This is a genomic window from Oceanobacillus sp. MO10714A, from assembly GCF_037072045.1.
GTDB lineage: Bacteria > Bacillota > Bacilli > Bacillales > Amphibacillaceae > Oceanobacillus > Oceanobacillus indicireducens.
In genome coordinates this window covers 21556-44682 of record NZ_JAXHDC010000007.1, presented here as the reverse complement: position 1 = coordinate 44682, position 23127 = coordinate 21556, and the positions used below count along the sequence as shown (strand labels likewise).

Here is a 23127-nt window from a genome sequence, read left to right as displayed (position 1 = left end):
GCCCTTCGCAATCAGAAAGCTTATACTTCATCTACAAAGCTTTTTCAAAATTGAAAGTACATGCTTCTATATCGGTGATTTGGGAGCTTGAATATACTGATAGAGGAGGATGTCTTTTGAGCAATAAAGAAAGAATCGAATCAAAGGGTGTTGTTGTTGTCATTATAACAGCAGCCTTTTTATTTACATTCAGTCAATTCTTGCTGATTACCGCTTATCCGACCATCATGCGGGAATTCGATTTGAATGCAACCCAAGTCCAATTGCTGACAACGGCATTTTTGCTTACGACTATTATTTTTATTCCGATGACAGGGTACTTATCCAATCGATTTACGTCAAAGTCGCTTGTTGTCTTTTCTCTTTCCTGTCTCCTCATTGGAACAATCATTGGTGGATTCGCTCCAGACTTTTATACATTAACATTTGCCCGGGTTGTCCAAGCAATTGGAGCAGGAATTATTCTGCCGCTCATCCAAACAATTTTACTAACCGTATTTCCCTATGAGAGAAGGGGATTCGCCATGGGTCTCCTCGGTGCAGTCGTTAACGTAGCCCCCGCAAGTGCACCATCCATTTCAGGAATTATTATTGATTTCTTTAGCTGGCGTTCGTTGCACTGGATGCTGCTTCCGATTGTACTTGTCACGTTAATCCTAGCGATATTTCTAATGGAGGACGTACTCGAAAAACAACAATCAAAGCTGGACTTTCCGTCCATCATTCTATCCGCTATCGGGTTTTCCTTTTTCATTTATGGTTTAAGTAATATTAGTGTACTCGGATTTTGGGATGTGTTAGTGCTTGTACCGCTAGGAATTGGATTAGTTGCGCTTATTTTCTTTGTCGCACGGCAATATCGATTACCTTTACCGATACTTGACTTGAGATTGTTCAATCATTCCACATTCCGCCTCATTATGATTCTTGTCTTCATCAACCTGATGTTATTATTATCTGCAGAGACAATCCTGCCGATGTTTGCGCAGGATGTGCTCGAGACAAATGCATTTTTATCCGGCTTTATCCTTGTGCCGGGAACCATTTTATTATCAATTATTAACATCGTTTCAGGGAATCTATTTGATCGGTACGGCACAAAACGTATTGCAGTCATTGGCTTTGCTTTCATTTCTGTATCGCTTTTATTACTGAGTACGGTAACAATGGAAAGCTCGCCCTATTGGATTATGCTGTACTTCTGTTTATTCATGGCTGGTTTCGGTTTAAACCTTATGCCACTCGTAACATTGAGCATGAACGTGCTTGATAATCAAGATATGGCTCACGGCTCTGCCATCGTGAACACAGTACGGCAATTCGGCATGGTGTTTGGGATTATCTCACTTTCTACCATCATCAGTATCACGACCTCTGTGATGGACGCACCATTCAAAGTCGGAACATACTGGGGAACGACATTTGCGCTTCTTGTGATGGCTGGGATTGCTATCCTTGGTACGGTACTTTCTGTATTTATTCGCGAAGAAAGTTAAAGGAACGAAAAAGGATGTTTCTAATAAAGGAGAAATATCCCTTTGTTGAATATACATAGTGGAGTAGACAGTACAGACAAAATTGTCCCATGTGGAACAATTGAAGGAATTCATGAAAAAAGTTTACTGGTATATCTATTTTTTGTTTCATTAAATGGGATTTTTTACTCTCATGACGTCTGTAATTTAGGAGAGTAATTAAGCCTTCAATTAGCAGGTACAAATGTAGTGGCATATTGAATGACTCATTAGATGATAAACACCGTAGAGGATATAGCATCCCTCTACGATGTTTATCATCTACCAGTATGCGATTTCCCTTGCTACTAAACTTATGGACTCGGTTTTCTACAACCCAACTACTTATTCTATTGTTCGTAAAATAGCCCACCAATCATTCAGTTAGAAAAAGTCTGGAAAATACGTCTGTTTTCTTGGAATAAGATGTTCTAATATTTCAATTGCTTGCGTGGTTCCATCAATCAGTCCCAAATGATATAAATCTTCTGGTCGTTGGTAGCCAAGCAGCATCGAAGTAAGTTGTTGCACTGTGCAGCTTATCATCGGGGCTTTTATATTATTCATGATTGGCTTGTAGCTAATATCAACCTTGCCATCGGTTCCCTGAAGAATGTATATTCCCGTATTCTCTTCTATAAAAGAATCTTCAACCCTAATCGATAATGAACCGAAATCTGTAGGGTTACTACGCATGTATTGTTTTAAAAAAGCTTCCACATCAACAATTCTTGCCATGAAGTACGGTATAATGTTTTGCTGGAAGCGCGGTTCATTCACGAGTAACGGCAATAAATCATTTTCTGGAACAACCATTTCTACCTTTTCAGCCATGGAGTCATGATTTGCGATAAATTGCAATAAAACCTTAAGTGCATTCGTTGTACAGTAGACAACCTCATCGACCTTGAACACCCGATCTTTTAGCTGATAAATAATATATCCTTCTGCTTGGTTCTCTTCATTATAGGAGACTGCAATCATACGCTGATCTTTTAGTACTCGTTGTTTCCACCATTTTTCATCTCGCAGGATGGCGCCATTATAATTCTTTATATACTTGCGGTAAATGGAGTCCAGTAAAGGTGTGTCGCTATTCGTTCTTCTGACATAGCCTTTCCCATCCCAATTCTGTTTTAAATTTTTCATTGGTATTTCGTAATACTTTTCTGCAAAAGCCATCTCCCAGCCATATTGACGGTAGAATGGAGCAGAGAAAGGATGGAGGAAAGAAATGGTCTGTCCTTGTGCTTTCATTGTCTGCAATGCATGAAGCAGAAGTTCCTTTACCATTCCCTTCCTGCGATATTCCGGCCATGTTGCGACTGAAGCTATCCCTCCCATCTGAAAGGGACTGTTATTAATAGATACAGATAATGGAATCAAATGCAGCTTAGCAGCGAGCTTTTCCTCATCCATCATTCCCCATATAGTATATCCTTCCGCTTCTTCCTTTTTTCGATGTAATTCCTCTTCTGTTAATTCATATTGGAATGCAAATTGGGATAATGAAAATACCTCGTCATAGTGACTTTGATTTAATTCAATGATTTTACCCATTTCAGTACCTCCTTAAATTTTAAACGATACATAATGAAACCATTTTAATAACGGTTGCTCGGATTTAACTTGAAGGAAAAAGTGACATATTCCGTATGTTAACCTGCAGTAGTGTCATAAGTAAATTTATCACTGCGATATAAAGTTTTCGTGTATTCTATTGCATTATTCGTCTTGTTGTTCAGACAACTTGTTTCTACAACAAGGAGGAGTATTAGCTCTACCGTTAGTTTATCATGATGCGATTGATAAATAAAAAACGACTCTAGACAACACCGTTTTGTGATGTCTAAAGTCGTTGCTCACGAAATATGTATACCGTGCACCTCACGTCGATACGACGTCCATATGCGCTTCTTAGCTTCATGGCTCGGCTTAGGCTTCCCCGCGGCACACACGAATGACCACTTACTGCTGCTTCCTTCCGGACCTGACAGGGTTCGTGGGTTCCTGTTGCGCAGGACCTGAACGTCAACACCAATTCACTAAGGCAGACCATACAGTCGCCATACCTCGGCAAGGGATTCAGCCTCGCTATAGCGGATTGCGAGTACAGGGCACCGCTACCTCCCCGCTTAGCACGGTAAGTCCCATTATAACGTTATCCTATTCAATTTGCAATGGAAAACATTTCATGAAACAACAAAGCTAGGATCACTTACTTTTCCTCTTCCGAAGTGCTTTGAAAAAGTCAGTAAGCAAGCTCGCACATTCTTCCTGCAGGACACCGCTCGTTACTTCAACTTGATGATTGAAACGTGGTTCGTCCAGTAGATTGAATAATGTTCCCGCACAACCTGCTTTCGGATCTGGAGCACCATATACAACACGTTTCATCCTTGACTGCACGATGGCCCCTGCACACATGGGACACGGTTCCAAAGTGACGTATAGTGTACAATCTTCCAGACGCCAGCTGCCTATTTTTTCATTTGCTGCTTCAATTGCAGTAAGCTCAGCATGAGAAAGAGTCTGCTGTGATGTTTCCCGGAGGTTATATCCGCTTGCAATAATTTCCCCCTTCAGGACGATTACTGCACCAATTGGCACCTCATCCACTTCTCTCGCTTTTAATGCTTCATTTATCGCTGCTTGCATAAAATTTTCATCAGACATAAATTAACCCAACATTTCTTTATAAGTTTGAATTTATCAGATAAGGAAATAATTAATTAAACATTCATTTTAGATGGACTAATAAAGTGAAACTCATTAATACGTGATAAACATTATTTCACAAAGGGGCAAAGATGATGCAAACTTTGGAAGATACGGCGGTTGTTTTCGTTGATATTATTAATGATTTTAATTTTTCCGGTGGAGATAAATTATTAAGGAATACAAAGATGATTTTACCAAACCTAATCAAGCTAAAGACATTTGCAAAGGAAAACGATCTGCCTGTCATCTATGTTAATGACCATTATGGATTATGGCAAGCAGATTTTAATAAAATTATTAGACAGTGTACGAATCATAATAGTAAAGAAATAATTGAAGCGCTAAAACCGGATAATGACGATTATTTCTTGATTAAACCACAGCATTCCGCTTTTTTCCAGACACCGCTCCATTCGCTGCTAACTGATCTAAATCGATATTCGCTCATTCTTGCGGGAATAGCAGGGGATATTTGTATTTTATTCACGGCAAAGGATGCTTATATGTACAAAATGAACTTGCATATTCCAAAGAACTGTATGGCGTCTGAGGAGAATGATACAAATGATTATGCACTCTATTTAATGCGTTCCGTCATGAAGGCAAATATTGAACCGATATAAGATTTGAAAAACACTCTCTCAAGAAAAAGACTTGAGAGAGTGTTTCACTTATTTCAATACATTCAATGATTCTCGAGTAAATGCTGGAATATCATCCGGCTGGCGGCTTGTTACGAGCTGGTTCTGGCAAACGACAACTTCCTCATCTCTTACTTTTGCACCTGCATATTCCATGTCGACTTGAATTGATTTATAGCCTGTTGCATCACGACCTTCAAGCGTTTTTGCCGTAATTAGTAACTGTGGTCCATGGCAGATCGCAAAGACCGGTTTTTTCTCATCCATGAAATGCTTGGCGAACTTAACAAATCGATCATCCGCCCGTAATTGGTCTGGTGAGAAACCACCGGGAATAAAGAGGGCATCAAAATCATTCGGATCCTCGTCATCAATTCCATATTCAATCGCAACCTTGGCGTTCTTCTGCTTACCAATGACCGTATCACCTTTCTTTGCACCGATTGTAACTACTTCATGTCCGGCATCTTCAAATTCCTTTGCCGGCTCTGTATATTCCGAGTCCTCAAATAGGTCTGTAATGACTGTAGCAATTTTTTTACCCATCATTAGCAACTCCTTTATTATGATTGTACATAATAAGGTTTTCCCATTTCATGATTTCTAAAACATTCCCATATTACTGGTACAGTGTATTTTCAAAGCTTGCAATTTTTTTGAGACGGCGATAAATTGCACCAGGCATCACGAATTTTTTATAAGACTTTCTTTTTCTTTTCTGCAGTAAATCCACTTGTCCTTCCGTGCCGAAGTAAAAGGCTTGCCAGATGAATTTGGAGCAATAATTAGCTTCCAACCGGGTTAAATCACGCACATACGTATAGCGTTGCACCTTGTCATAATGCTGCATAGCCCATTTTGCCGAGTGAATCGCTTCCTGTTCATTAGAGTGGCGGAGAATGGTGATTAATTCGCCCTTCCGGTGACGGGAAAGATAGATGGGCATACTGTCAGCGTGTCCAAATCCCTTCCAGCGATTCACATGATAAATACGGTAATTCGTACCGACAATTCCGGTATGCCCGACTAAAAATGAGGAAAGGGCATACTTATGGGAATAGAGCACGTCACCAGGCCGCATTTTAATATTTGTCCCTGGATAGTAATGGGTGATTGCAGCTTCTTCATCATTAGTTTTACGATTCATGTGTATCTTCCTTTTTTTCATCAACCGTTTAATATTTTGGAAACTGTTATAGACCATTGTATACGATATCCGCCGATTTCACCGGATTTTCCGTTTCCAGATAATAGTCTTCCGCTAACCAATAGCGTTTTTTATATTTTTCCAATATTATTTGGTTATCGCCCAGATATGTATCCCTTTTTACAATTCTAGCAAATCTTTTTTCCTTTGAACAATTTACAAAAACAATGAAGTCAAAATAAGTTTTCCATTCTTTCCTTTGAAGAAAAATACCTTCTATCAGGATGATTGAGTCTTCTGAGATAGATATTGTATTTCTTTTGTGTTGGTCGACTGATATATCATAACAGGGAAGGGTAAGCTTAGATTCGTTGTTATAAACTTTTTTAAATAACTCTTCTGTCGCTGTTTCTTGTTTTCTTCTCCTTCGCAAAAATGCCAGCACGATTAAAACAAAAGGAGAAATCAGGAAATACACCATAAACCGGGATCACATAAGAATTTAAAACCTTCCATTCTTTAAATGTCGATTTTACTTCATTTGGCAGTTGCTTATTTTGATTGTTATTCGTTATCATAGTAGGAGTTTTCTTCTATTTTGGTAGTAATACTAACCAAATCAACTATACCAAAAGTTGAGGTGTTTTTTCTTGTTTGAACGACCTTGTCAAGGTATATATTTCATCCGCTACGAGCGCTTCACAGATCTGAACGAATCAGATGTTTTTAGGTACGAAAGTTGAGTTAATAAAAAACCCTGCATCTTTATTTATGCAGGATTTTTTAACTTTATTCAGCTTTCTAATGTAGATGTATCTCCAGTCGGCAGTCCAAGTTCCCATGATTTCAAGAGACGGCGCATAATTTTTCCGCTTCTTGTTTTTGGAATCGTATCTTTGATTTCAATTTCCCTTGGTTCAGCATGCGCACTCAAACCAGTTTTAACAAATTTGCGGATATCTTGAAGTAAATCCTCTGATTCCTCATACCCGTCATTTAGTGTAATAAATGCTTTAATAATTTCTCCACGTTCTGGGTCAGGTTTCCCAATAACTCCAGCTTCCGCGACGGCAGGATGTTCAATGAGTTTTGATTCGACTTCAAATGGTCCAACCCGCTCTCCAGACGTATTAATCACGTCATCTAGACGCCCTTGGAACCAGAAATAACCATCTTCATCCCGGTAAGCACTGTCTCCGGAAATATACCAGCCATTGATAAAATAACTTTCGTATTTACCCGGGTTATTCCAAATCTGGCGCATCATGGCTGGCCACCCGGCTTTAATCGCAAGGTTACCCATCTGATTCGGCGGCAGTTCATTTCCCTCATGATCAATGATTGACGCTTCAACGCCAGGAATTGGTTTGCCCATAGAGCCTGGGCGAATCTCATTACACGGGAGATTCACAATCATTTGTGCGCCCGTTTCCGTCATCCACCATGTATCATGAATCCGTAAACCAAAGGCACGCAATCCCCAAGTAATCACTTCCGGGTTGAGCGGCTCACCAACACTTAAAATATGACGTAAAGCGGATAAATCATACTGTTTTACTTTATCTTCCCCATGGCTCACAAGCATACGAAGTGCTGTAGGAGCAGTATACCAAACCGTTACTTTGTATTTTTCCAATGTTTCATACCAAGATTCCGGTGTAAATCTGCCTCCGCGGACGACATTTGTCACCCCATAGAGCCATGGTGCAAAAATACCATAGCTTGTCCCAGTTACCCAGCCCGGGTCTGCCGTACACCAATATACATCATCCGGCTTCAAATCGAGGACCCACTCAGCTGTCGCATAATGCTGAATCATTGCGTTATGCACATGATAAACCCCTTTAGGCCTACCAGTGGAACCGGACGTATAATGCAGAAGCATCCCGTCCTCCAAATTGACCCATTCCATTTCAAATTCCTCAGGTGCAGCTTCCATCTCTTCTTCAAAACTGATGAACTTTCCTTCTTTATTTGAATCCTCACCAACAATTATAATGTTTTCCAAGTGAGGGAGTTCCGTATAAGGGACACGCTCTAATAGTTCGGCTGTTGTAATAAGCATGCTTGCTTCACTATCTTCTAACCGATCGCGTACGGCCTGCTCCATAAATGCTTCAAAGAGTGGTCCGGCAACTGCACCTGTTTTTAAAATCCCAAAAAAGGCGGCATAAAACTCTGGACTGCGCGGCATGAAAAGAAATACACGGTCTCCCTTACGTACGTTATATTTTCGAAGTACATTCGCAAACTTGTTACTGTGCTTACTTAATTCAAGAAATGTGAATGTTTCCTTCCGGTCCGGGCTCGAATAAATCAATGCGAGCTTGTCCCTTTTCTCCGGGTCTTCTGCATGGCGATCCAACGCTTCATATGCCATGTTTACCTTTCCCGTCTGCTGCATACTAAGATGCTGCTTCACATCTTCCCAAGAAAAGTTCTCTCTGTATGCTTCATAATCCTGTAAGTTGTAGTTCCCTTCTCTTGCGGGAATTGGTTTCATATCCATCATTCACCTCTCCTTTACTTGTAACCGTTAACATTTCTTATTACATAAAATAATGTAAATCTTTTACGAACTTAAATCCATTTTAGAACATTTTGTGACACTTTAAAAGTAATTTAGCTGAATAGTTTCGAAATCAGTCCTCTAAAAGAAGAAAATCACAGAAAAAATTCCTCCTGTGATTTTTAATAATTGATTATTACGATATGAGTTTGGTCACAAAATAAAAAATCATTTATCCACATGTGGATAAATGAAAAATTAAAGCGGCCCCGGCAGGATTCGAACCTGCGACGCACAGTTTAGGAAACTGACGCTCTATCCCCTGAGCTACGGAGCCATAGTGAAGAAAAATAGTTAACATTATTATTATACAAAAGTTAGGAAGAAAAACCAAGAGCAGAAAGTAAAGACAGGGTAATTTTTTCCCTGTCTTTTTTCTATACTTAAAACGTTCTCCCAAGATCAATGGAGCGATTTCGGGCGCTTTCGATACAGGAGATAATAATTTTCTCAAATTCATTTGCTTTAAGCGTTTCTAACCCGGCTGCAGTTGTTCCGCCTACACTCGTAATATTTTCTCTTAAAACTGACGCTGGTTCCCCGGACTGTTCCAACATCTTCCCAGCACCTATAATGGTCTGGGTAATAAGTGCATCAGCCGTCTGTTCGTCCATACCGGCTTCTAGCGCTGCTGTCGTCATCGCTTCGACAAAGTAATAGATAAATGCTGGGCCGCTCCCAGAAATGGCTGTCACCGTATGCATATCGTCCTCAGCAACGACCTTCGTTACTCCAATCGACTGAAATAACCTCTCCGCAATATTGATTTTCTCCTGATCGACATATTTTCCAGCTGCAATCGCAGTAGCCGAATAGCCAATCTGCGCAGATGTATTTGGCATTGCTCGGACGACAGCATTTCTTTTGCCAATTATCTCCTCTATTGTTTCTGTCATAACGCCTGCAAGAACTGAAATGATGAGCTGCTCTTCTCTTATAAATGGACGTATTTCATCGAGGGATTCCGCTAAATCTTTCGGCTTCATTGCTAAAATAACAACGTCTGCAAGATCAAGAAGTTTTTCTTTATCATAAGAAGTTTGCACTCCATACGTAGCCTCGATATTACCCAATCGCCCCTCATCCTGTTTATTCGTTACATAAATATCATTTTTATCTACTGTCTTCGTCTGCAGCATACCACCCATTATCGCTTCAGCCATTGAACCACAGCCTACAAAAACAATACGTTTACACAATTCGAACACCTCTTCTTTTCTTTTTCCTGATAAAGTGAAACTTCATTCAGTGGGGGATCCTTACCTCCCCACTGAATGTTAGTTGAACAGAATCAGGGATTTACGGACTGTTTATCCCCAGCCTTCACATATTGGGTTTCCCTCATGTTTAGAGGAGGGGGATTACAGACCGTTAATAGGTGATAAAAACTCACAACTAAAAAAGCTGATCCCATCCCTGAAACAAGGACGGAAGCAGCTCCGCGGTACCACCTATTTTTGGCAATAAATTGCCCTCTCTTCATTGATAACACAGTTTCCTGCGGTTAGTTTATCGCTAACGACTCCCAGGTAGGTTCATACAAGCTTGTGCGTAGGGATCTTTCAGCCGGTGAATCCCATTTTCTGTCGGACAGTTCTCATACTACTAGTCTGATCATCGTCTAGAGTGTATGTTATTTCTGTTAATAGTAAAGTGAATCGTGCGCTTTGTCAAGAGGGGATTTCAGAAGTAGGTATCGTTAATCATGATCTCCAACATTTCAAATCGTGAACTTGAGCGGAAAATAGCAAAAAAACGCTTCATTCAGTAAGAACAAGCGTTTCAAAGGATTGAAGATTTATAAAAAATGGAGGAGGTAGAGGGATTCGAACCCCCGCGCGGTTTGACCCGCCTTTCGGTTTTCAAGACCGACCCCTTCAGCCAGACTTGGGTATACCTCCGTAATCACAAGATATAATATACCATAAATATTTTATACTTGTCAATCCATTTCGTAAAATTTATGATAAAGTGAAACTCATTCAGTGGGGGGATTACAGACCGTTAATCCGTGATAAAAAGCACTAGCTGGACAATTTAGAGCCAGCCAGTGCCAACAAACTTTATTTAATAACTTCTTTTCCACCCATATAAGGAACGAGTGCTTTCGGTACGATAACAGAGCCATCTTCCTGCTGGTTATTTTCTAAAATAGCAGTAACCGTACGGCCAACAGCCAGCCCAGACCCGTTCAATGTATGCACGTATTCCGGTTTCGCGTTCGTATCACGGCGGAAACGGATGCCGGCGCGTCTTGCTTGGAAATCTTCAAAGTTAGAGCAAGAAGAAATCTCACGGTACGTAGCTTGACTTGGAATCCATACTTCAATATCGTATTTCTTCGCAGCAGTGAAACCTAAATCGCCGGTACACATGCTCATCACACGGTATGGTAATTCTAATTCCTGCAGAATTTTCTCCGCGTGACCGGTTAGTTTCTCTAATGTGTCATAAGAATCTTCAGGTTTAACAAAGTGAACAAGCTCAACTTTATTAAATTGATGCTGACGTATCAAACCTCTTGTATCACGCCCGGCTGAGCCCGCTTCTGACCGGAAATTCGCACTGTAAGCAACATATTGTTTTGGTAAATCGAGCATGATCTCATCACGGTGATAGTTCGTAACAGGTACCTCTGAAGTCGGGATTAAATAATAGTCCCACTCCTCAAGTTTAAATGCATCCTCTGCAAATTTCGGTAGCTGTCCTGTACCAATCATACTCATGCGATTAACAATATATGGCGGAAGAATCTCTTTGTAGCCGTGGTTATCCGCATGATAGTCCATCATGAAGTTCAATAATGCACGCTCAAGTCTTGCACCAAGTCCCGTGTAGAAAACAAAGCGGCTACCGGTCACTTTAGCGGCCCGTTCAAAGTCTAAAATCTTCAAGTTCGCCGCAATGTCCCAATGCGGCTGCACCTCGAAATCGAATTCCGGCTGCTCACCCCACGTACGCTGGACGACATTATCCTCTTCATCATCGCCAATCGGTACACTTTCATGAGGGATGTTTGGAATGGAATACATAACCTGTTCCAACTTTTCTTCTATTTCCTTCAAGTCTTTATCAAGTTTGGAAATCTCTTCACCGACTTGACGCATTTCCTGAATCGCAGCATCCGCATCTTTTTTCTCTTTCTTTAGCTTAGCTATCTCTTGTGTCGCAGCATTTCTCTTTGCTTTCAACTGTTCTGTTTCAGCAATCAATTTCCGGCGTTTTTCATCGAGTTCACCAAACGTATCCAGCTCTGATAAGTCTTCACCTCGGTGCTGAAGTTTCGCTTTCACTTCTTCATAATTGTTCCGTAAAAATTTCATGTCCAACATTTGCTTTTCCTCCTTTTATTTATTATTAAATATTTAAAATCAAAAAAACTCTCATCCCAATAATAGGGACGAGAGTTTATATTCCCGCGTTGCCACCCTTGTTGAAGAGATTATCTCTTCCGGCTTGATCTGCATTAACGGTGCAGAGATCCCGGGTTTATTTACTCTGGAACGAGTCCTGTTCGATAAACCAGTTCAAGGATGGATTCACAGCATTTCAACGTCGATTCACACCAACCATCGACTCTCTACAGAAGAAATAACCGCTACTATTTCCTGTCAGTACCTTTAATCCATCTGATTTGCTACCATCATAGCTGATTTACTTTAAAAAAGCAAGCATGTATAACATATCCTATCCTAAATCCGCAGCTCACATACACTTTACTTCGATTAAAACAATCCTTTGATCCAATCTACTGCTGTTGTAAAGACATTACCGAAGAAGTCACCAATTGCACCTAGAGTAAGCATGAACCAGTTCGCTTTTTCAACTGCTTCATCACTAACCACGTCAACAACGACGGATTCCTGATCAAATATATAACCATGGTCGGTTGCTTCACCTTCGTAAACAAGTGTTGCGGTACCGAGTTTTTCACCCTTCTCAATTGGCGCTACAATTTCTCCGTTATCATTTAATTTCTCTTCATCGATATTGTATTCCAAACTATATAACTCTGCTTCTTCAGACTGGATTGGAATAGCAATTCCTTCACTAATTGAGACACTTACTTCTTTTTCTTTTCCTTTAGCTACAGGAAGAGTTCCTTTATCTTCCAGCTGGTGACCAGCCGGGAATAATTCTTCAGATGCGAAATTATTGAAACCATAGTCGAGTAATTTTGCTGTTTCTCTGAAGCGCTCTTCTTTTGAACCAGTCTTCATTACAACTGTAATTAGACGGGTTCCATCTCTTTCAGCTGTACCAGTGAACGTATAGCCAGCAAGATCCGTATTACCTGTCTTCAATCCGTCGACTCCTTCATAATGGAAGGATTGTAAAAATGTTGCTTCATGAGGAAGCATCCAGTTTAAGTTTTCAATCTTGTAATCTTCAAATTCCACTTCTGTCTGACTAGAAATCTCTAAAGCTTCCGGAAAATCATTGACTAAATGATAGGCAAGCTGAGCTGCAGAGCGCGCAGATAGAAGGTTACTTGCATTCGGGTCCGTTCCCTTAGGCATGTCATCTCCCAAGGAATCATTATCCAAACCTGAGCTGTTTACAAATTTATATTCAGAAAGGCCTAATTCCTCAGCCTTATCATTCATCATCTTAACAAATTCTGTTTCTGAACCTGCGATTAATTCAGCAAGTGCAATCGTTGTCGCATTATCAGAGAAGACAGCCATCGCGTTATATAAATCGCGTACGGCATAATCTTTATCTTGTGTTAAACCAACTCCTGAAAAGAGCTCATTAGCTGAAATCTTATATGCATAATTGCTGATTTGAGTTGTTGTATCCCAGTCGATCTTTCCTTCATTGATCGCTTCAAGAACAAGATATTCCGTCATCATTTTCGTCATACTTGCTGGAGGAAGGGCAATATCTGCGTTTTTCGCATAAAGAACTTTTCCAGTCCCCGCATCAACTAAGATGGCAGACTCTGCATTTAAATCGAGGGTACTTTCTGCATGGGTTGTGAGCGGCTGTATCATGAACGATGTGATCAGTAGTACAAAGATGAGTATTCCTGACACAGTTTTTTTAGTTACTTGAATCAACTTATTTTACCTCCAACATGATTAAAAAGTTTATATTGTAGCACCTTGATATTCTACCATATTTTCATCAAAAAAAATAGACGGACCTCTGTCCTGATTTTATCATTTTTTATATCCATCCTACTTCATCCATTCTGCCTAATTTAGGATAGAAAAAAGCACCTATTTTTCTATTAGGTTTGCGTGTGACCTCAAGAAAAATAAGTGCTTGCTTTATCAAAAGTTATTGTACCGAATAGTTCGGAGCTTCTTTTGTAATTTGCACATCGTGTGGATGGCTTTCACGGAGGCCGGCATTCGTGATCTTGACGAATTGCGCATTCTTGCGTAATTCTTCAATCGTTGCTGCTCCACAATAACCCATTCCAGAACGTAAACCACCAATTAATTGATGGGAAATATCCGCAAGTGCGCCTTTATAAGGGACACGTCCTTCAATTCCTTCTGGTACAAGTTTCTTCGCATCTTCCGTATCACCCTGGAAGTAGCGATCTTTGGAACCTGCTTTCATAGCGCCAAGAGACCCCATACCACGGTAAACTTTATATTTTCTGCCTTGGTAAATTTCTGTTTCACCAGGGCTTTCCGTTGTACCCGCGAACATGCTACCGAGCATTACTGCATGTGCGCCTGCCGCAATTGCTTTTACAATATCGCCGGAATATTTGACTCCACCGTCGGCAATAACAGGTACATTGTATTCTTGAGCTGCTTTTGCACATTCATAAACAGCTGAAATTTGTGGTACACCGACACCTGCTACAACCCGTGTTGTACAGATCGAACCAGGTCCAATTCCAACTTTAACAATTGATGCACCAGCTTCAATTAAAGCTACCGTTCCTTCTGCTGTTGCAACGTTCCCTGCAATAATGTCGAGATCCGGATAAGCTGCTCGCACCTTTTTCAATTGGTTCAGTACACCTTCTGAGTGGCCATGGGCTGTATCAATTACAATGGCGTCAGCTCCTGCCTCCACGAGCTTCTCAATTCGGTTCATCGCATCTCCCGTTACACCTACCGCCGCTGCTACAAGCAATCTTCCTTGGGAATCCTTCGCAGAGTTCGGAAATTCGATAACTTTCTCAATATCTTTAATCGTGATAAGACCTTTCAGTATACCATTTTCATCTACGAGTGGAAGCTTCTCAATCTTATGCTGCTGCAGTAACTTTTCCGCTTCGTTCAATGTTGTACCTACTGGAGCAGTGACAAGATTCTCACTAGTCATCACCTTAGAAATCTGGATAGAATAATCCTGGATAAAGCGCAAGTCACGGTTCGTTAAAATACCGACAAGCTTTTGCTCCTCGATATCATTCACAATCGGTACACCGGAAATACGGAATTTAGCCATGAGATGTTCAGCGTCATAGACTTGATGCTCTGGTGTTAAGAAAAATGGATTCGTAATTACTCCACTTTCGGAACGTTTTACCCGGTCAACCATTTCCGCTTGTTCTTCAATGGACATATTTTTATGAATGACTCCGAAACCGCCTTGACGTGCCATTGCAATTGCCATTTCTGCTTCTGTAACAGTGTCCATTCCAGCACTAATGAAAGGGGACTTTAACTTCAATGTCTCGGATAATTGTGTTCCTAATTCCACTTCATTTGGCAGTACTTGTGAATGGGCAGGAATAAGCAGCACATCATCAAACGTTAAGCCTTCTTTCCCAAATTTATCTTCACGCATATTCGTTCTGGCCTCCTAATATATTCTTCAATCTTTCTCGTTTAGCTTAGCTATTTTTATTTACTTTACGCCAATTCTTGACGTTTTTCAACCAGTTCGAATTTAATAGGAATAGTAAGTAGATTCAAAATTCTCCTAGCTGGAATTTAGTACTTATGTTAGAAAAAATCCCCAGGATATTCTGGAGATTTTACCATTTATTATTTTTATATTTCCGGTAATAGTTAATTTGTCTGAGCAGCATATAGAATTTACGTTTGAAGCTCTTATCCTTTTTGTAAAAGAGGGGGTTACCCCATTTTTTCTCCTTAACAAGCCGCTTAACATCTTGCCTTACTGCTTCATTTTCGACAAAGTTATTTAACACAATCCGTGGTACAACGGAAAATAGATATTCCTCATTTAAATAAGTCGTCGGTTTTTCCTTATCATGGAGAACATCATCGACAATATACGTTGCCATATTATGTCCGAGTGCCGTTACATAATAACTGGACCGGCCTTGACGGATATTGACTTCAAAGATTTTAAATTTCCCGTCGCGCTCATCATACTTTATATCGAAATTGGCAAAACCGACATAGCCAACCGTCTCTAGAAATTGCTGTAATTTCTTCATCATTTCCTCGTTGTAACGGGTAAGAACAGACGTGTAGTTACCGATTGCTGTTGCGGTATGCTCTTGCAAAACAACTTGTCCAAATGTAACAAGTTCAGTCTTACTTTTCGAGTTTAAATAAAGAACCGAATCCCACATGTACGTATCGTCTCCCGGAATATAATCCTGAATAATCAGTTCATCCCGGTAACCGCTATTCTTAATCATTTGGATGACCTTATCTGTTTCTTCTGGCGTATTTACCCGATAGACCTTCTCTTGACCTGTGAACGGATGTTTATAATATTCAATTCCATTACTCGGTTTAATAATGACAGGGTATGTCATTTCTTCTGTGAACGGGCTATCGTCTTTACAGTCATAGAAGTATGTCGTCGGTGTATCAATTCCATACTCCTCGCAAAGTTTATAGAAGTTTGCTTTCTTCTGCAGCCGATTCATCAGGTCTTCGGATATATAGTTGAAACGATAATATTTCTTCAGTTCTTCTTCATTTTCAATAATCAAGCGGACGTACGCATCATTCGTACCAACGAGCACTAACGGATGATTGCGATTTTGTAAGTTTTCCGCGAGTTCTTTTAGAATCGGGACGAATCTTCCTTTATCCGTTATATCGGGATGTATGTCGATCCGCTCTGGGATTGTACTAAAGCTTGTAAATCCCATTTCCTGTTTGCCAACAAGAATGGGATGAATATCGTAGGCTTCATGGAAGGATATCGCCATATTATAGGCGTTAATATCCGTTCCAATGATGACTGGAGTAAAAGATTGATTATTCATAGCGCCTCCTGTTTCATTCGTAAAGATTATCTGTATTGATATTAGTATTTTATAGTTTCTTATACAATAAATAAGGGCTCAAACCTACCGAAATAATTATCAATCAGTGCTTTTAGAGGATTAGGGACTCTGTTATCTACCGGGAATGCTGGCTGGATGCTGCGATTTTCAGGTGATTAAACCTTCTCCATTACCACCAAGCTGCTCCACAAAGATACAATACTGCCTCAGGGGATTAACCCCCGCCAAACCCACCTAATCTAAAATAATCTCCTCAATTTGTAATTCAGGATTCATCTGTAAGCTAATGATTTCACCGGTTTCATGTAATTTCACTAAAGGAGATGCAGGGTGATCGTCATCAAAGTAAACAATTTCCCCTGTCTTATGATTCGTCAGGTGGACGGTTTTTCCGACGGCCCGCTTCGCCAAACTTTCAATAAAAGGATGGACAATCTTCAGATCTAACTTTGTATAACGCTCCTGAAATAGCTCATCCAGTGCTTTAAAAATGGATTGTTTCGCTTTATACATGCGGTCACTTGTCATCGCATGATATGAATCACAAACAGCTAGTATCCGGGCAAAGGTATTGATCTGTTCATTCCGTATCCCTAGTGGATAACCGCTCCCATCCATCCGTTCATGATGCTGAAGAATAGCGATTTTCCCTGTTTTCGATAAGCCAGTCAAATTTTCCACCATCCGGTAAGAGTACGTCGAGTGATTTCTCATATCTTGTACTTGCTGCTCGGTCAGTGGTCCGCCTTTTGTTAAGATATCAGAATCAATTCGGGTCATTCCAGCATCCGCAAGATAGCCGGCAACTCCAAGCTGAATCCATTCTCCTTTACGATAGCCTAACTCTTTTCCTAAGAATGCGGCGAGAAGACTGACAGCAACACTATGGTGATAAATATAATCTTCCGTTGCCCCATATTGATGCAGGGTGAATATTTCCATATCTAATTCCCCAATTCGTTCAAGCAGCGGCAGAATAGATTGTCTTACCTTTACCATATCGATGGGAACACCGTTATTCCAATCTGCGAAGAATTGTTTATAATCCCGCACTACCTCCAAGTAATGGGCAGGGAAGGAGCGAGACTCTTCTGCTTCAAGGTAAATATTCCTTTCCACGGGTTTTGACTGTTCCTTAAACTTTACATGTTCTTTCGCGATAAATGCTTCACCGTTTTCTAACTTATTCGAGACTTCTACGGATTCAATTAGAAATTTATGTAAGACGGTAATATGTTCATTCGTTAAAATCGTTCCCTCTTTCATAATCGGGTGACCAGATTTACCCTTCACATCCCGTAAAAGCACGGTACCTGCAACTAATTGGGTTGGATGTACACGCATACTCCTGCCTCCAATTTTAAATGGGAAAAGTGACCCGCCTAAAACGTATATTGTATCCGTTTATCCCGAGTCACTTTCAACACCGTTATTCTTCTATATCTTCATCATTTAGATCTTCATCCATTGCCGATGTTTCCGCGATGTCGCTGTCATGGTCGATTACCGTTTCCGTTTCACCTTCTGACGAGGAGTCATCTTCTTTAATTTCCAAATCCTCTTCATCATCAATCTTAGCAACGGTCGCAACCTGCTCCTTATCTTGCAAGCGAATGAGACGAACTCCCATTGCATTTCTTCCCGTTTCGGAAATTTCTTCAACCGGGATCCGGATTAAGACACCGGCAATCGTTATGAGCATCAGGTCTTCTTCACCTGTCACTGTTTTTACCTTCACGACTTTACCAGTTTTATCCGTAATTCTGCATGTCAGGACACCTTTACCGCCACGGTTAATTCTACGGTACTCTTCTTCAGGCGTCTGTTTTCCGTAACCATTCTCTGTTACATGAAGAATGTTTGCACCAGGCTCAATGATTTCCATCGAGACGACTTCATCATCATCCCGTAAGGAAATACCTTTCACTCCGGCTGCTGTTCTTCCCATCGGGCGAATCTGCTCTTCTTCAAAGCGGATCAGATAACCATTTTTAGTTGCAATCATAATATCTTTCTTCCCATTAGATAAACGAACGGAAATCAGTTCATCTTCATCACGTAGATGAACAGCAATCAAACCGCCACGACGGATGTTCGCAAACATGGAAAGTGATGTACGTTTCGCAATTCCAAATTTCGTCGTAAAAATAAGATACGCTTCTTTATCATACTCTTCCACCGCAATGACTGCATTGATCCATTCGTCATTTTCCACTTGCAGTAAGTTGATGATTGGAATTCCTTTTGCAGTTCGGCTGAATTCAGGAATTTCATATCCTTTCAAGCGATAAACCTTTCCGCGATTCGTGAAAAAGAGGATCGTATCGTGGGTCGAACAAGAGACGAGTTGTTCAACAAAGTCGTCTTCATTCGTTCCCATTCCTTGAATACCTCGGCCGCCCCGGCGTTGTGTACGATACGTCGAAGCTGGCAAGCGTTTAATATAGCCGTGATGGGTGAGGGTGATGACGATATTTTCTTCCGGAATCAAGTCCTCATCCTCGAAAAAGCCAATCCCACCAGCAACAATTTCTGTACGACGTTCATTACTGTAACGCTCTTTAATTTCCGTTAATTCTTCACGGATGATTTCAAGTACTTTCTCTTCATCAGCAAGGATTGCTTTCAACTCAGCAATTAGTGCGAGCAATTCACTATATTCATTTTCAATTTTTTCCCGCTCCAAGCCAGTTAAGCGTTGGAGTCGCATATCAAGAATGGCCTGGGCTTGTTTCTCTGATAAATTGAATTGTGTCATTAACCCTTCACGGGCAATTTCAGTTGTTTTCGAATTACGGATCAAGTTAATGACAGCATCAAGATTATCAAGCGCAATCCGCAACCCTTCTAAAATATGAGCACGTGCTTCTGCTTTCTTCAATTCAAAAGCAGTACGCCTTTCAATGACCTCAACCTGGTGGGTGAGATAATGCTCGAGACACTGTTTAATATTTAATATTCGCGGCTGCCCGTCGACAAGTGCTAATGTGTTCACACCAAATGTCGTTTGCAAGGCAGTAAATTTATATAAATTGTTTAAAATAACATTCGCATTGGCATCCCGGCGGATTTCCATGACAATACGCATACCTTCACGGCTTGATTCGTCACGTAAATCGGTAATGCCGTCAATTCGTTTATCACGGACAAGCTCGGCAATCTTTTCTACGAGTCTCGCTTTATTCACTTGATATGGCAATTCGGTCACGATGATTGTTGACTTGCCATTCGCATGCTCTTCAATATCAACTTTTGCTCGCATTGTAATCGAGCCTCTGCCTGTTTCATAGGCTTTACGAATACCACTTCTGCCAATGATAATTCCCGCTGTTGGGAAGTCTGGTCCCGGTAGATATTCCATCAATTCCTCGATTGTAATCTCTTCATCCTTCGATAAAGCGAGGACTGCGTCAATTGTCTCACCTAAGTTATGAGGCGGGATATTCGTTGCCATTCCGACCGCAATCCCTGACGTTCCATTCACTAGCAAATTAGGAAAACGGGCAGGGAAAACAGCTGGTTCCCGCTCTGAACCATCGTAGTTATCTCTGAAATCAACCGTATCTTTATTCAAATCACGGACTAATTCCATTGATATTCTTGATAGTCTTGCCTCAGTATAACGCATTGCCGCAGCTTGGTCACCATCAACCGAACCAAAGTTCCCATGACCATCGACAAGCATATGACGATAGCTGAAATCCTGTGCCATCCGCACCATCGTGTCATAAACGGCAGAATCGCCATGCGGGTGATACTTACCGATTACTTCACCGACGATACGGGCGGATTTTTTATATGCTTTATCCGGGGTCATGCCTAAATCATTCATCGCATAGATGATCCTGCGGTGAACCGGCTTCATGCCGTCGCGTACATCGGGTAAAGCCCTTGATACAATAACACTCATTGAATAATCAAGGAAAGATGTCCGCATTTCCTGACTAATATTTATTTCCTGTACATTCCTGTGTTCTTCAGCCATTTCTGTTACCTCCTAGTCGGGAAAACTCATTTTCCCCGTAGAACAAAGGCGCAAGCGCCCTTGCAGGTTAAAAACGCGACGTCCTGTCGCAACACCTGCACTAGCACATCCTGTGCGTCGTAGCAACGTACAAACTGGAGCACTCCGGAATGAGATAAAGGAAACACAACGAACGATAGTGAGTTGATGTTGACTTATCGATTGGAGGAGTGTGAAGTTTGCTAGTTGCTGGGCGCTGGAGCCGGACGTGGCTAATGCCAGTGTTCATAGTTATCCACAGCACTTTGTTCTTATAGTTTTCTATCTACAGAAGAAACGAAAGAGGGGAGCAAATTGCCCCAGTCCTCTTCATTTCCAAATTCTATATATCCAAGTTTTGAACGTATTTTGCATTTTGTTCAATATAGTTTCGGCGCGGTTCTACATTATCGCCCATGAGCATATCAAAGACCTGATCCGCTTCAATCGCATCTGTCAGCTGCACTTGAAGCAAGGTGCGGTTCTCTGGATTCATTGTTGTTTCCCAAAGTTGATCTGCATCCATTTCACCCAGTCCTTTATAACGCTGGATAATTGGCTTTGGTGCTTCCGGCAGTTCAGTCAATGACTCTTGCAATTCCTCGTCACTATAAACGTATTGCACATTTTTCCCTTGTTTAATTTGGAAAAGGGGTGGCTGTGCAATATAGATATATCCGTGATCAATTAATGGACGCATATACCGGAAGAAGAAGGTAAGCAGCAAGGTGCGGATATGAGCACCATCCACATCAGCGTCCGTCATAATTACGATTTTATGATAACGTGCTTTTTCAATATCGAATTCTTCACCAATGCCTGTACCAATCGCAGTAATCATTGAACGGATTTCTGCATTAGATAAGATTCGGTCGAGTCTTGCTTTTTCCACGTTTAGAATCTTACCTCTTAGCGGCAGGATTGCTTGGAAATGTCTGTCCCTACCAGCCTTAGCAGACCCACCGGCAGAGTTCCCCTCCACGATATACAGCTCACTAATAGATGCATCTTTCGAGGAACAGTCGGCAAGTTTACCTGGTAAATTCGAAACTTCAAGCGCACTCTTTCTTCTCGTAAGCTCCCTTGCCTTTTTCGCAGCAAGTCTTGCCCTTGAAGCCATCAGGCCTTTATCGACTATAATACGGCCAACCGTTGGATTCTCAAGGAGGAACGTTTGGAACGTTTCACTGAAAACTTGATCGGTAACTGTACGTACTTCACTATTTCCTAGTTTGGTTTTCGTTTGACCTTCAAATTGCGGGTCCGGGTGCTTGATCGAGACAATTGCGGTCATTCCTTCACGAACATCGTCCCCGGTCAAGTTTGTTTCATTTTCTTTTAATAATCCGTTTCTACGAGCATATTCATTAATTACACGGGTTAAAGCAGTACGGAAACCAACTTCATGTGTTCCACCTTCATACGTATGAATATTGTTAGCGAAAGAATATAGATTCGAGGCAAATCCGTCATTGTACTGGATCGATATTTCAACTTCAATACCTTGGGTAGAGCCGTTAGCATAAAACGGTTCATGAAGTACATCTTTATTCTGGTTAATATATTCAACGTAAGAGTTGATTCCGCCTTCGTAGTAATAGCTGACAGGCTCTCTGTCTTCTCGTTTATCTTCTATTGTGATTGTAAGGCCTTTATTTAAAAAGGCGAGTTCACGGAGACGCTGCTCTAATATTTCAAATTCAAATTCCGTTGTATCTGTGAAAATCTCCGGGTCTGGTGTGAAATGGATTTCTGTTCCTTGAATCTCAGTTTCACCAACGACACCGAGTTCTTTCACGACTTTACCTTGTTCAAAAGCAATAGAGTAGATTTTCCCATCACGGTGTACGTATACTTCAAGACCGCTGGAAAGAGCATTTACAACGGATGCACCAACGCCGTGGAGTCCACCGGAAACTTTATAACCGCCACCACCGAATTTACCGCCGGCATGAAGAACCGTCATAATGACTTCAACTGCTGGTCGGCCAGTTTTCTTTTGGATGTCAACGGGAATTCCACGACCATTATCTTTTACGGTGATGCTGTTGTCTTTTTCAATGATCACTTGGATGTGGTCACAGTATCCGGCAAGGGCTTCATCGATACTGTTGTCGACAATTTCCCAGACAAGGTGGTGGAGTCCTCTTGCACTTGTGGATCCGATGTACATTCCGGGACGTTTACGAACCGCTTCGAGGCCTTCTAAGACCTGAATTTGTTCGGCGTCATAGGATTGATTATTAGATACATTTTCTTCCATAAATCTCTCACTCATTTCTATTTTAAAAGCTTACTTAAATTTATTTTGCAGTATGGTGACTTTCTTTCTAGGGTCCGCATT

General features: G+C 41.0%; 16 protein-coding genes, 2 tRNA genes, 1 other RNA gene and 1 other annotated feature. Of the genes, 2 read left to right on the top strand and 17 right to left on the bottom strand.

The features are described 5' to 3' along the window. Positions 1 to 116: 116 nt before the first annotated feature. Positions 117 to 1496 carry a DHA2 family efflux MFS transporter permease subunit gene (locus tag SPD53_RS07060; protein WP_336252088.1) on the top strand — a complete coding sequence of 460 codons (1380 nt, stop codon included), beginning with the start codon at positions 117 to 119 and terminating at the stop codon, positions 1494 to 1496. Between the two features lie 402 nt (positions 1497 to 1898). On the opposite strand, the gene SPD53_RS07055 is transcribed toward SPD53_RS07060, so the two are convergent. The 3 genes from SPD53_RS07055 to tadA all read right to left on the bottom strand — a co-directional run bounded on the left by SPD53_RS07055 (position 1899) and on the right by tadA (position 4190). Continuing rightward, positions 1899 to 3074 (bottom strand): GNAT family N-acetyltransferase, encoded by a 1176-nt coding sequence (locus tag SPD53_RS07055; protein WP_336252087.1) that lies wholly within the window; start codon positions 3072 to 3074, stop codon positions 1899 to 1901. A 318-nt stretch (positions 3075 to 3392) separates the two neighbouring features. Next, positions 3393 to 3658: signal recognition particle sRNA large type (ffs, locus tag SPD53_RS07050), an RNA gene on the bottom strand. Positions 3659 to 3728: 70 nt separating this feature from the next. Beyond that, the gene (gene tadA, locus SPD53_RS07045) at positions 3729 to 4190 is read right to left on the bottom strand and encodes a tRNA adenosine(34) deaminase TadA (protein WP_156855317.1); all 462 of its coding nucleotides are present in this window, start codon (positions 4188 to 4190) and stop codon (positions 3729 to 3731) included. Between the two features lie 137 nt (positions 4191 to 4327). Here tadA and SPD53_RS07040 point away from each other — a divergent pair, with 137 nt between their 5' ends. Then, positions 4328 to 4858, top strand: coding sequence for an isochorismatase family cysteine hydrolase (locus SPD53_RS07040; RefSeq protein WP_442946182.1), 531 nt, complete (start codon positions 4328 to 4330; stop codon positions 4856 to 4858). Positions 4859 to 4906: 48 nt separating this feature from the next. Here SPD53_RS07040 and SPD53_RS07035 read toward each other — a convergent pair whose 3' ends face one another. The 14 genes from SPD53_RS07035 to gyrB all read right to left on the bottom strand — a co-directional run bounded on the left by SPD53_RS07035 (position 4907) and on the right by gyrB (position 23046). Next, entirely contained in the window at positions 4907 to 5422 is a 516-nt protein-coding gene (locus SPD53_RS07035) for a type 1 glutamine amidotransferase domain-containing protein (protein WP_336252085.1), read from the bottom strand. Between the two features lie 73 nt (positions 5423 to 5495). After that, positions 5496 to 6023 carry a hypothetical protein gene (locus tag SPD53_RS07030; protein ID WP_336252084.1) on the bottom strand — a complete coding sequence of 176 codons (528 nt, stop codon included), beginning with the start codon at positions 6021 to 6023 and terminating at the stop codon, positions 5496 to 5498. 46 nt (positions 6024 to 6069) lie between these two features. Beyond that, the gene (locus SPD53_RS07025; RefSeq protein ID WP_336252083.1) at positions 6070 to 6504 is read right to left on the bottom strand and encodes a hypothetical protein; all 435 of its coding nucleotides are present in this window, start codon (positions 6502 to 6504) and stop codon (positions 6070 to 6072) included. Positions 6505 to 6816: 312 nt separating this feature from the next. Further along, the gene (acsA, locus tag SPD53_RS07020; protein WP_336252082.1) at positions 6817 to 8532 is read right to left on the bottom strand and encodes an acetate--CoA ligase; all 1716 of its coding nucleotides are present in this window, start codon (positions 8530 to 8532) and stop codon (positions 6817 to 6819) included. Between the two features lie 264 nt (positions 8533 to 8796). Beyond that, positions 8797 to 8869, bottom strand: a tRNA-Arg gene (locus SPD53_RS07015). 106 nt (positions 8870 to 8975) lie between these two features. Beyond that, entirely contained in the window at positions 8976 to 9791 is an 816-nt protein-coding gene (gene proC / locus SPD53_RS07010) for a pyrroline-5-carboxylate reductase (RefSeq protein WP_336252081.1), read from the bottom strand. A 609-nt stretch (positions 9792 to 10400) separates the two neighbouring features. Then, positions 10401 to 10493: transfer RNA gene (locus SPD53_RS07005), tRNA-Ser, on the bottom strand. 162 nt (positions 10494 to 10655) lie between these two features. Beyond that, on the bottom strand, positions 10656 to 11924 hold the full coding sequence (gene serS / locus SPD53_RS07000) for a serine--tRNA ligase (protein ID WP_336252080.1): 1269 nt from the start codon (positions 11922 to 11924) through the stop codon (positions 10656 to 10658). A 61-nt stretch (positions 11925 to 11985) separates the two neighbouring features. Beyond that, positions 11986 to 12216, bottom strand: a binding site (T-box leader). 101 nt (positions 12217 to 12317) lie between these two features. Further along, positions 12318 to 13655: a D-alanyl-D-alanine carboxypeptidase family protein gene (locus tag SPD53_RS06995; RefSeq protein WP_336252079.1), complete on the bottom strand. Its 1338-nt coding sequence runs from the start codon at positions 13653 to 13655 to the stop codon at positions 12318 to 12320. A 223-nt stretch (positions 13656 to 13878) separates the two neighbouring features. Continuing rightward, the gene (gene guaB / locus SPD53_RS06990; RefSeq protein ID WP_336252078.1) at positions 13879 to 15354 is read right to left on the bottom strand and encodes an IMP dehydrogenase; all 1476 of its coding nucleotides are present in this window, start codon (positions 15352 to 15354) and stop codon (positions 13879 to 13881) included. A 190-nt stretch (positions 15355 to 15544) separates the two neighbouring features. Next, a complete protein-coding gene (locus SPD53_RS06985) occupies positions 15545 to 16759 on the bottom strand; it encodes a carboxylate--amine ligase (protein WP_336252077.1) in 1215 nt (404 codons plus the stop codon). Between the two features lie 255 nt (positions 16760 to 17014). After that, positions 17015 to 18124, bottom strand: coding sequence for an HD-GYP domain-containing protein (locus tag SPD53_RS06980; RefSeq protein WP_336252076.1), 1110 nt, complete (start codon positions 18122 to 18124; stop codon positions 17015 to 17017). Between the two features lie 85 nt (positions 18125 to 18209). Next, the gene (gene gyrA, locus SPD53_RS06975) at positions 18210 to 20765 is read right to left on the bottom strand and encodes a DNA gyrase subunit A (RefSeq protein WP_336252075.1); all 2556 of its coding nucleotides are present in this window, start codon (positions 20763 to 20765) and stop codon (positions 18210 to 18212) included. A gap of 361 nt (positions 20766 to 21126) precedes the next feature. Beyond that, positions 21127 to 23046, bottom strand: coding sequence for a DNA topoisomerase (ATP-hydrolyzing) subunit B (gyrB, locus tag SPD53_RS06970; RefSeq protein ID WP_336252132.1), 1920 nt, complete (start codon positions 23044 to 23046; stop codon positions 21127 to 21129). Positions 23047 to 23127: the final 81 nt, after the last annotated feature.

What these genes read in the sequence shown, in the direction of transcription:
- SPD53_RS07055 (WP_336252087.1), bottom strand. Translation starts at nt 3,074, where the DNA reads ATGGGTAAAATCATTGAATTAAATCAAAGTCACTATGACGAGGTATTT.
- tadA (WP_156855317.1), bottom strand. Translation starts at nt 4,190, where the DNA reads ATGTCTGATGAAAATTTTATGCAAGCAGCGATAAATGAAGCATTAAAA.
- SPD53_RS07040 (WP_442946182.1), top strand. Translation starts at nt 4,328, where the DNA reads ATGCAAACTTTGGAAGATACGGCGGTTGTTTTCGTTGATATTATTAAT.
- SPD53_RS07035 (WP_336252085.1), bottom strand. Translation starts at nt 5,422, where the DNA reads ATGGGTAAAAAAATTGCTACAGTCATTACAGACCTATTTGAGGACTCG.
- SPD53_RS07030 (WP_336252084.1), bottom strand. Translation starts at nt 6,023, where the DNA reads ATGAATCGTAAAACTAATGATGAAGAAGCTGCAATCACCCATTACTAT.
- SPD53_RS07025 (WP_336252083.1), bottom strand. Translation starts at nt 6,504, where the DNA reads ATGGTGTATTTCCTGATTTCTCCTTTTGTTTTAATCGTGCTGGCATTT.
- acsA (WP_336252082.1), bottom strand. Translation starts at nt 8,532, where the DNA reads ATGGATATGAAACCAATTCCCGCAAGAGAAGGGAACTACAACTTACAG.
- serS (WP_336252080.1), bottom strand. Translation starts at nt 11,924, where the DNA reads ATGTTGGACATGAAATTTTTACGGAACAATTATGAAGAAGTGAAAGCG.
- guaB (WP_336252078.1), bottom strand. Translation starts at nt 15,354, where the DNA reads ATGCGTGAAGATAAATTTGGGAAAGAAGGCTTAACGTTTGATGATGTG.
- SPD53_RS06985 (WP_336252077.1), bottom strand. Translation starts at nt 16,759, where the DNA reads ATGAATAATCAATCTTTTACTCCAGTCATCATTGGAACGGATATTAAC.
- SPD53_RS06980 (WP_336252076.1), bottom strand. Translation starts at nt 18,124, where the DNA reads ATGCGTGTACATCCAACCCAATTAGTTGCAGGTACCGTGCTTTTACGG.
- gyrA (WP_336252075.1), bottom strand. Translation starts at nt 20,765, where the DNA reads ATGGCTGAAGAACACAGGAATGTACAGGAAATAAATATTAGTCAGGAA.
- gyrB (WP_336252132.1), bottom strand. Translation starts at nt 23,046, where the DNA reads ATGGAAGAAAATGTATCTAATAATCAATCCTATGACGCCGAACAAATT.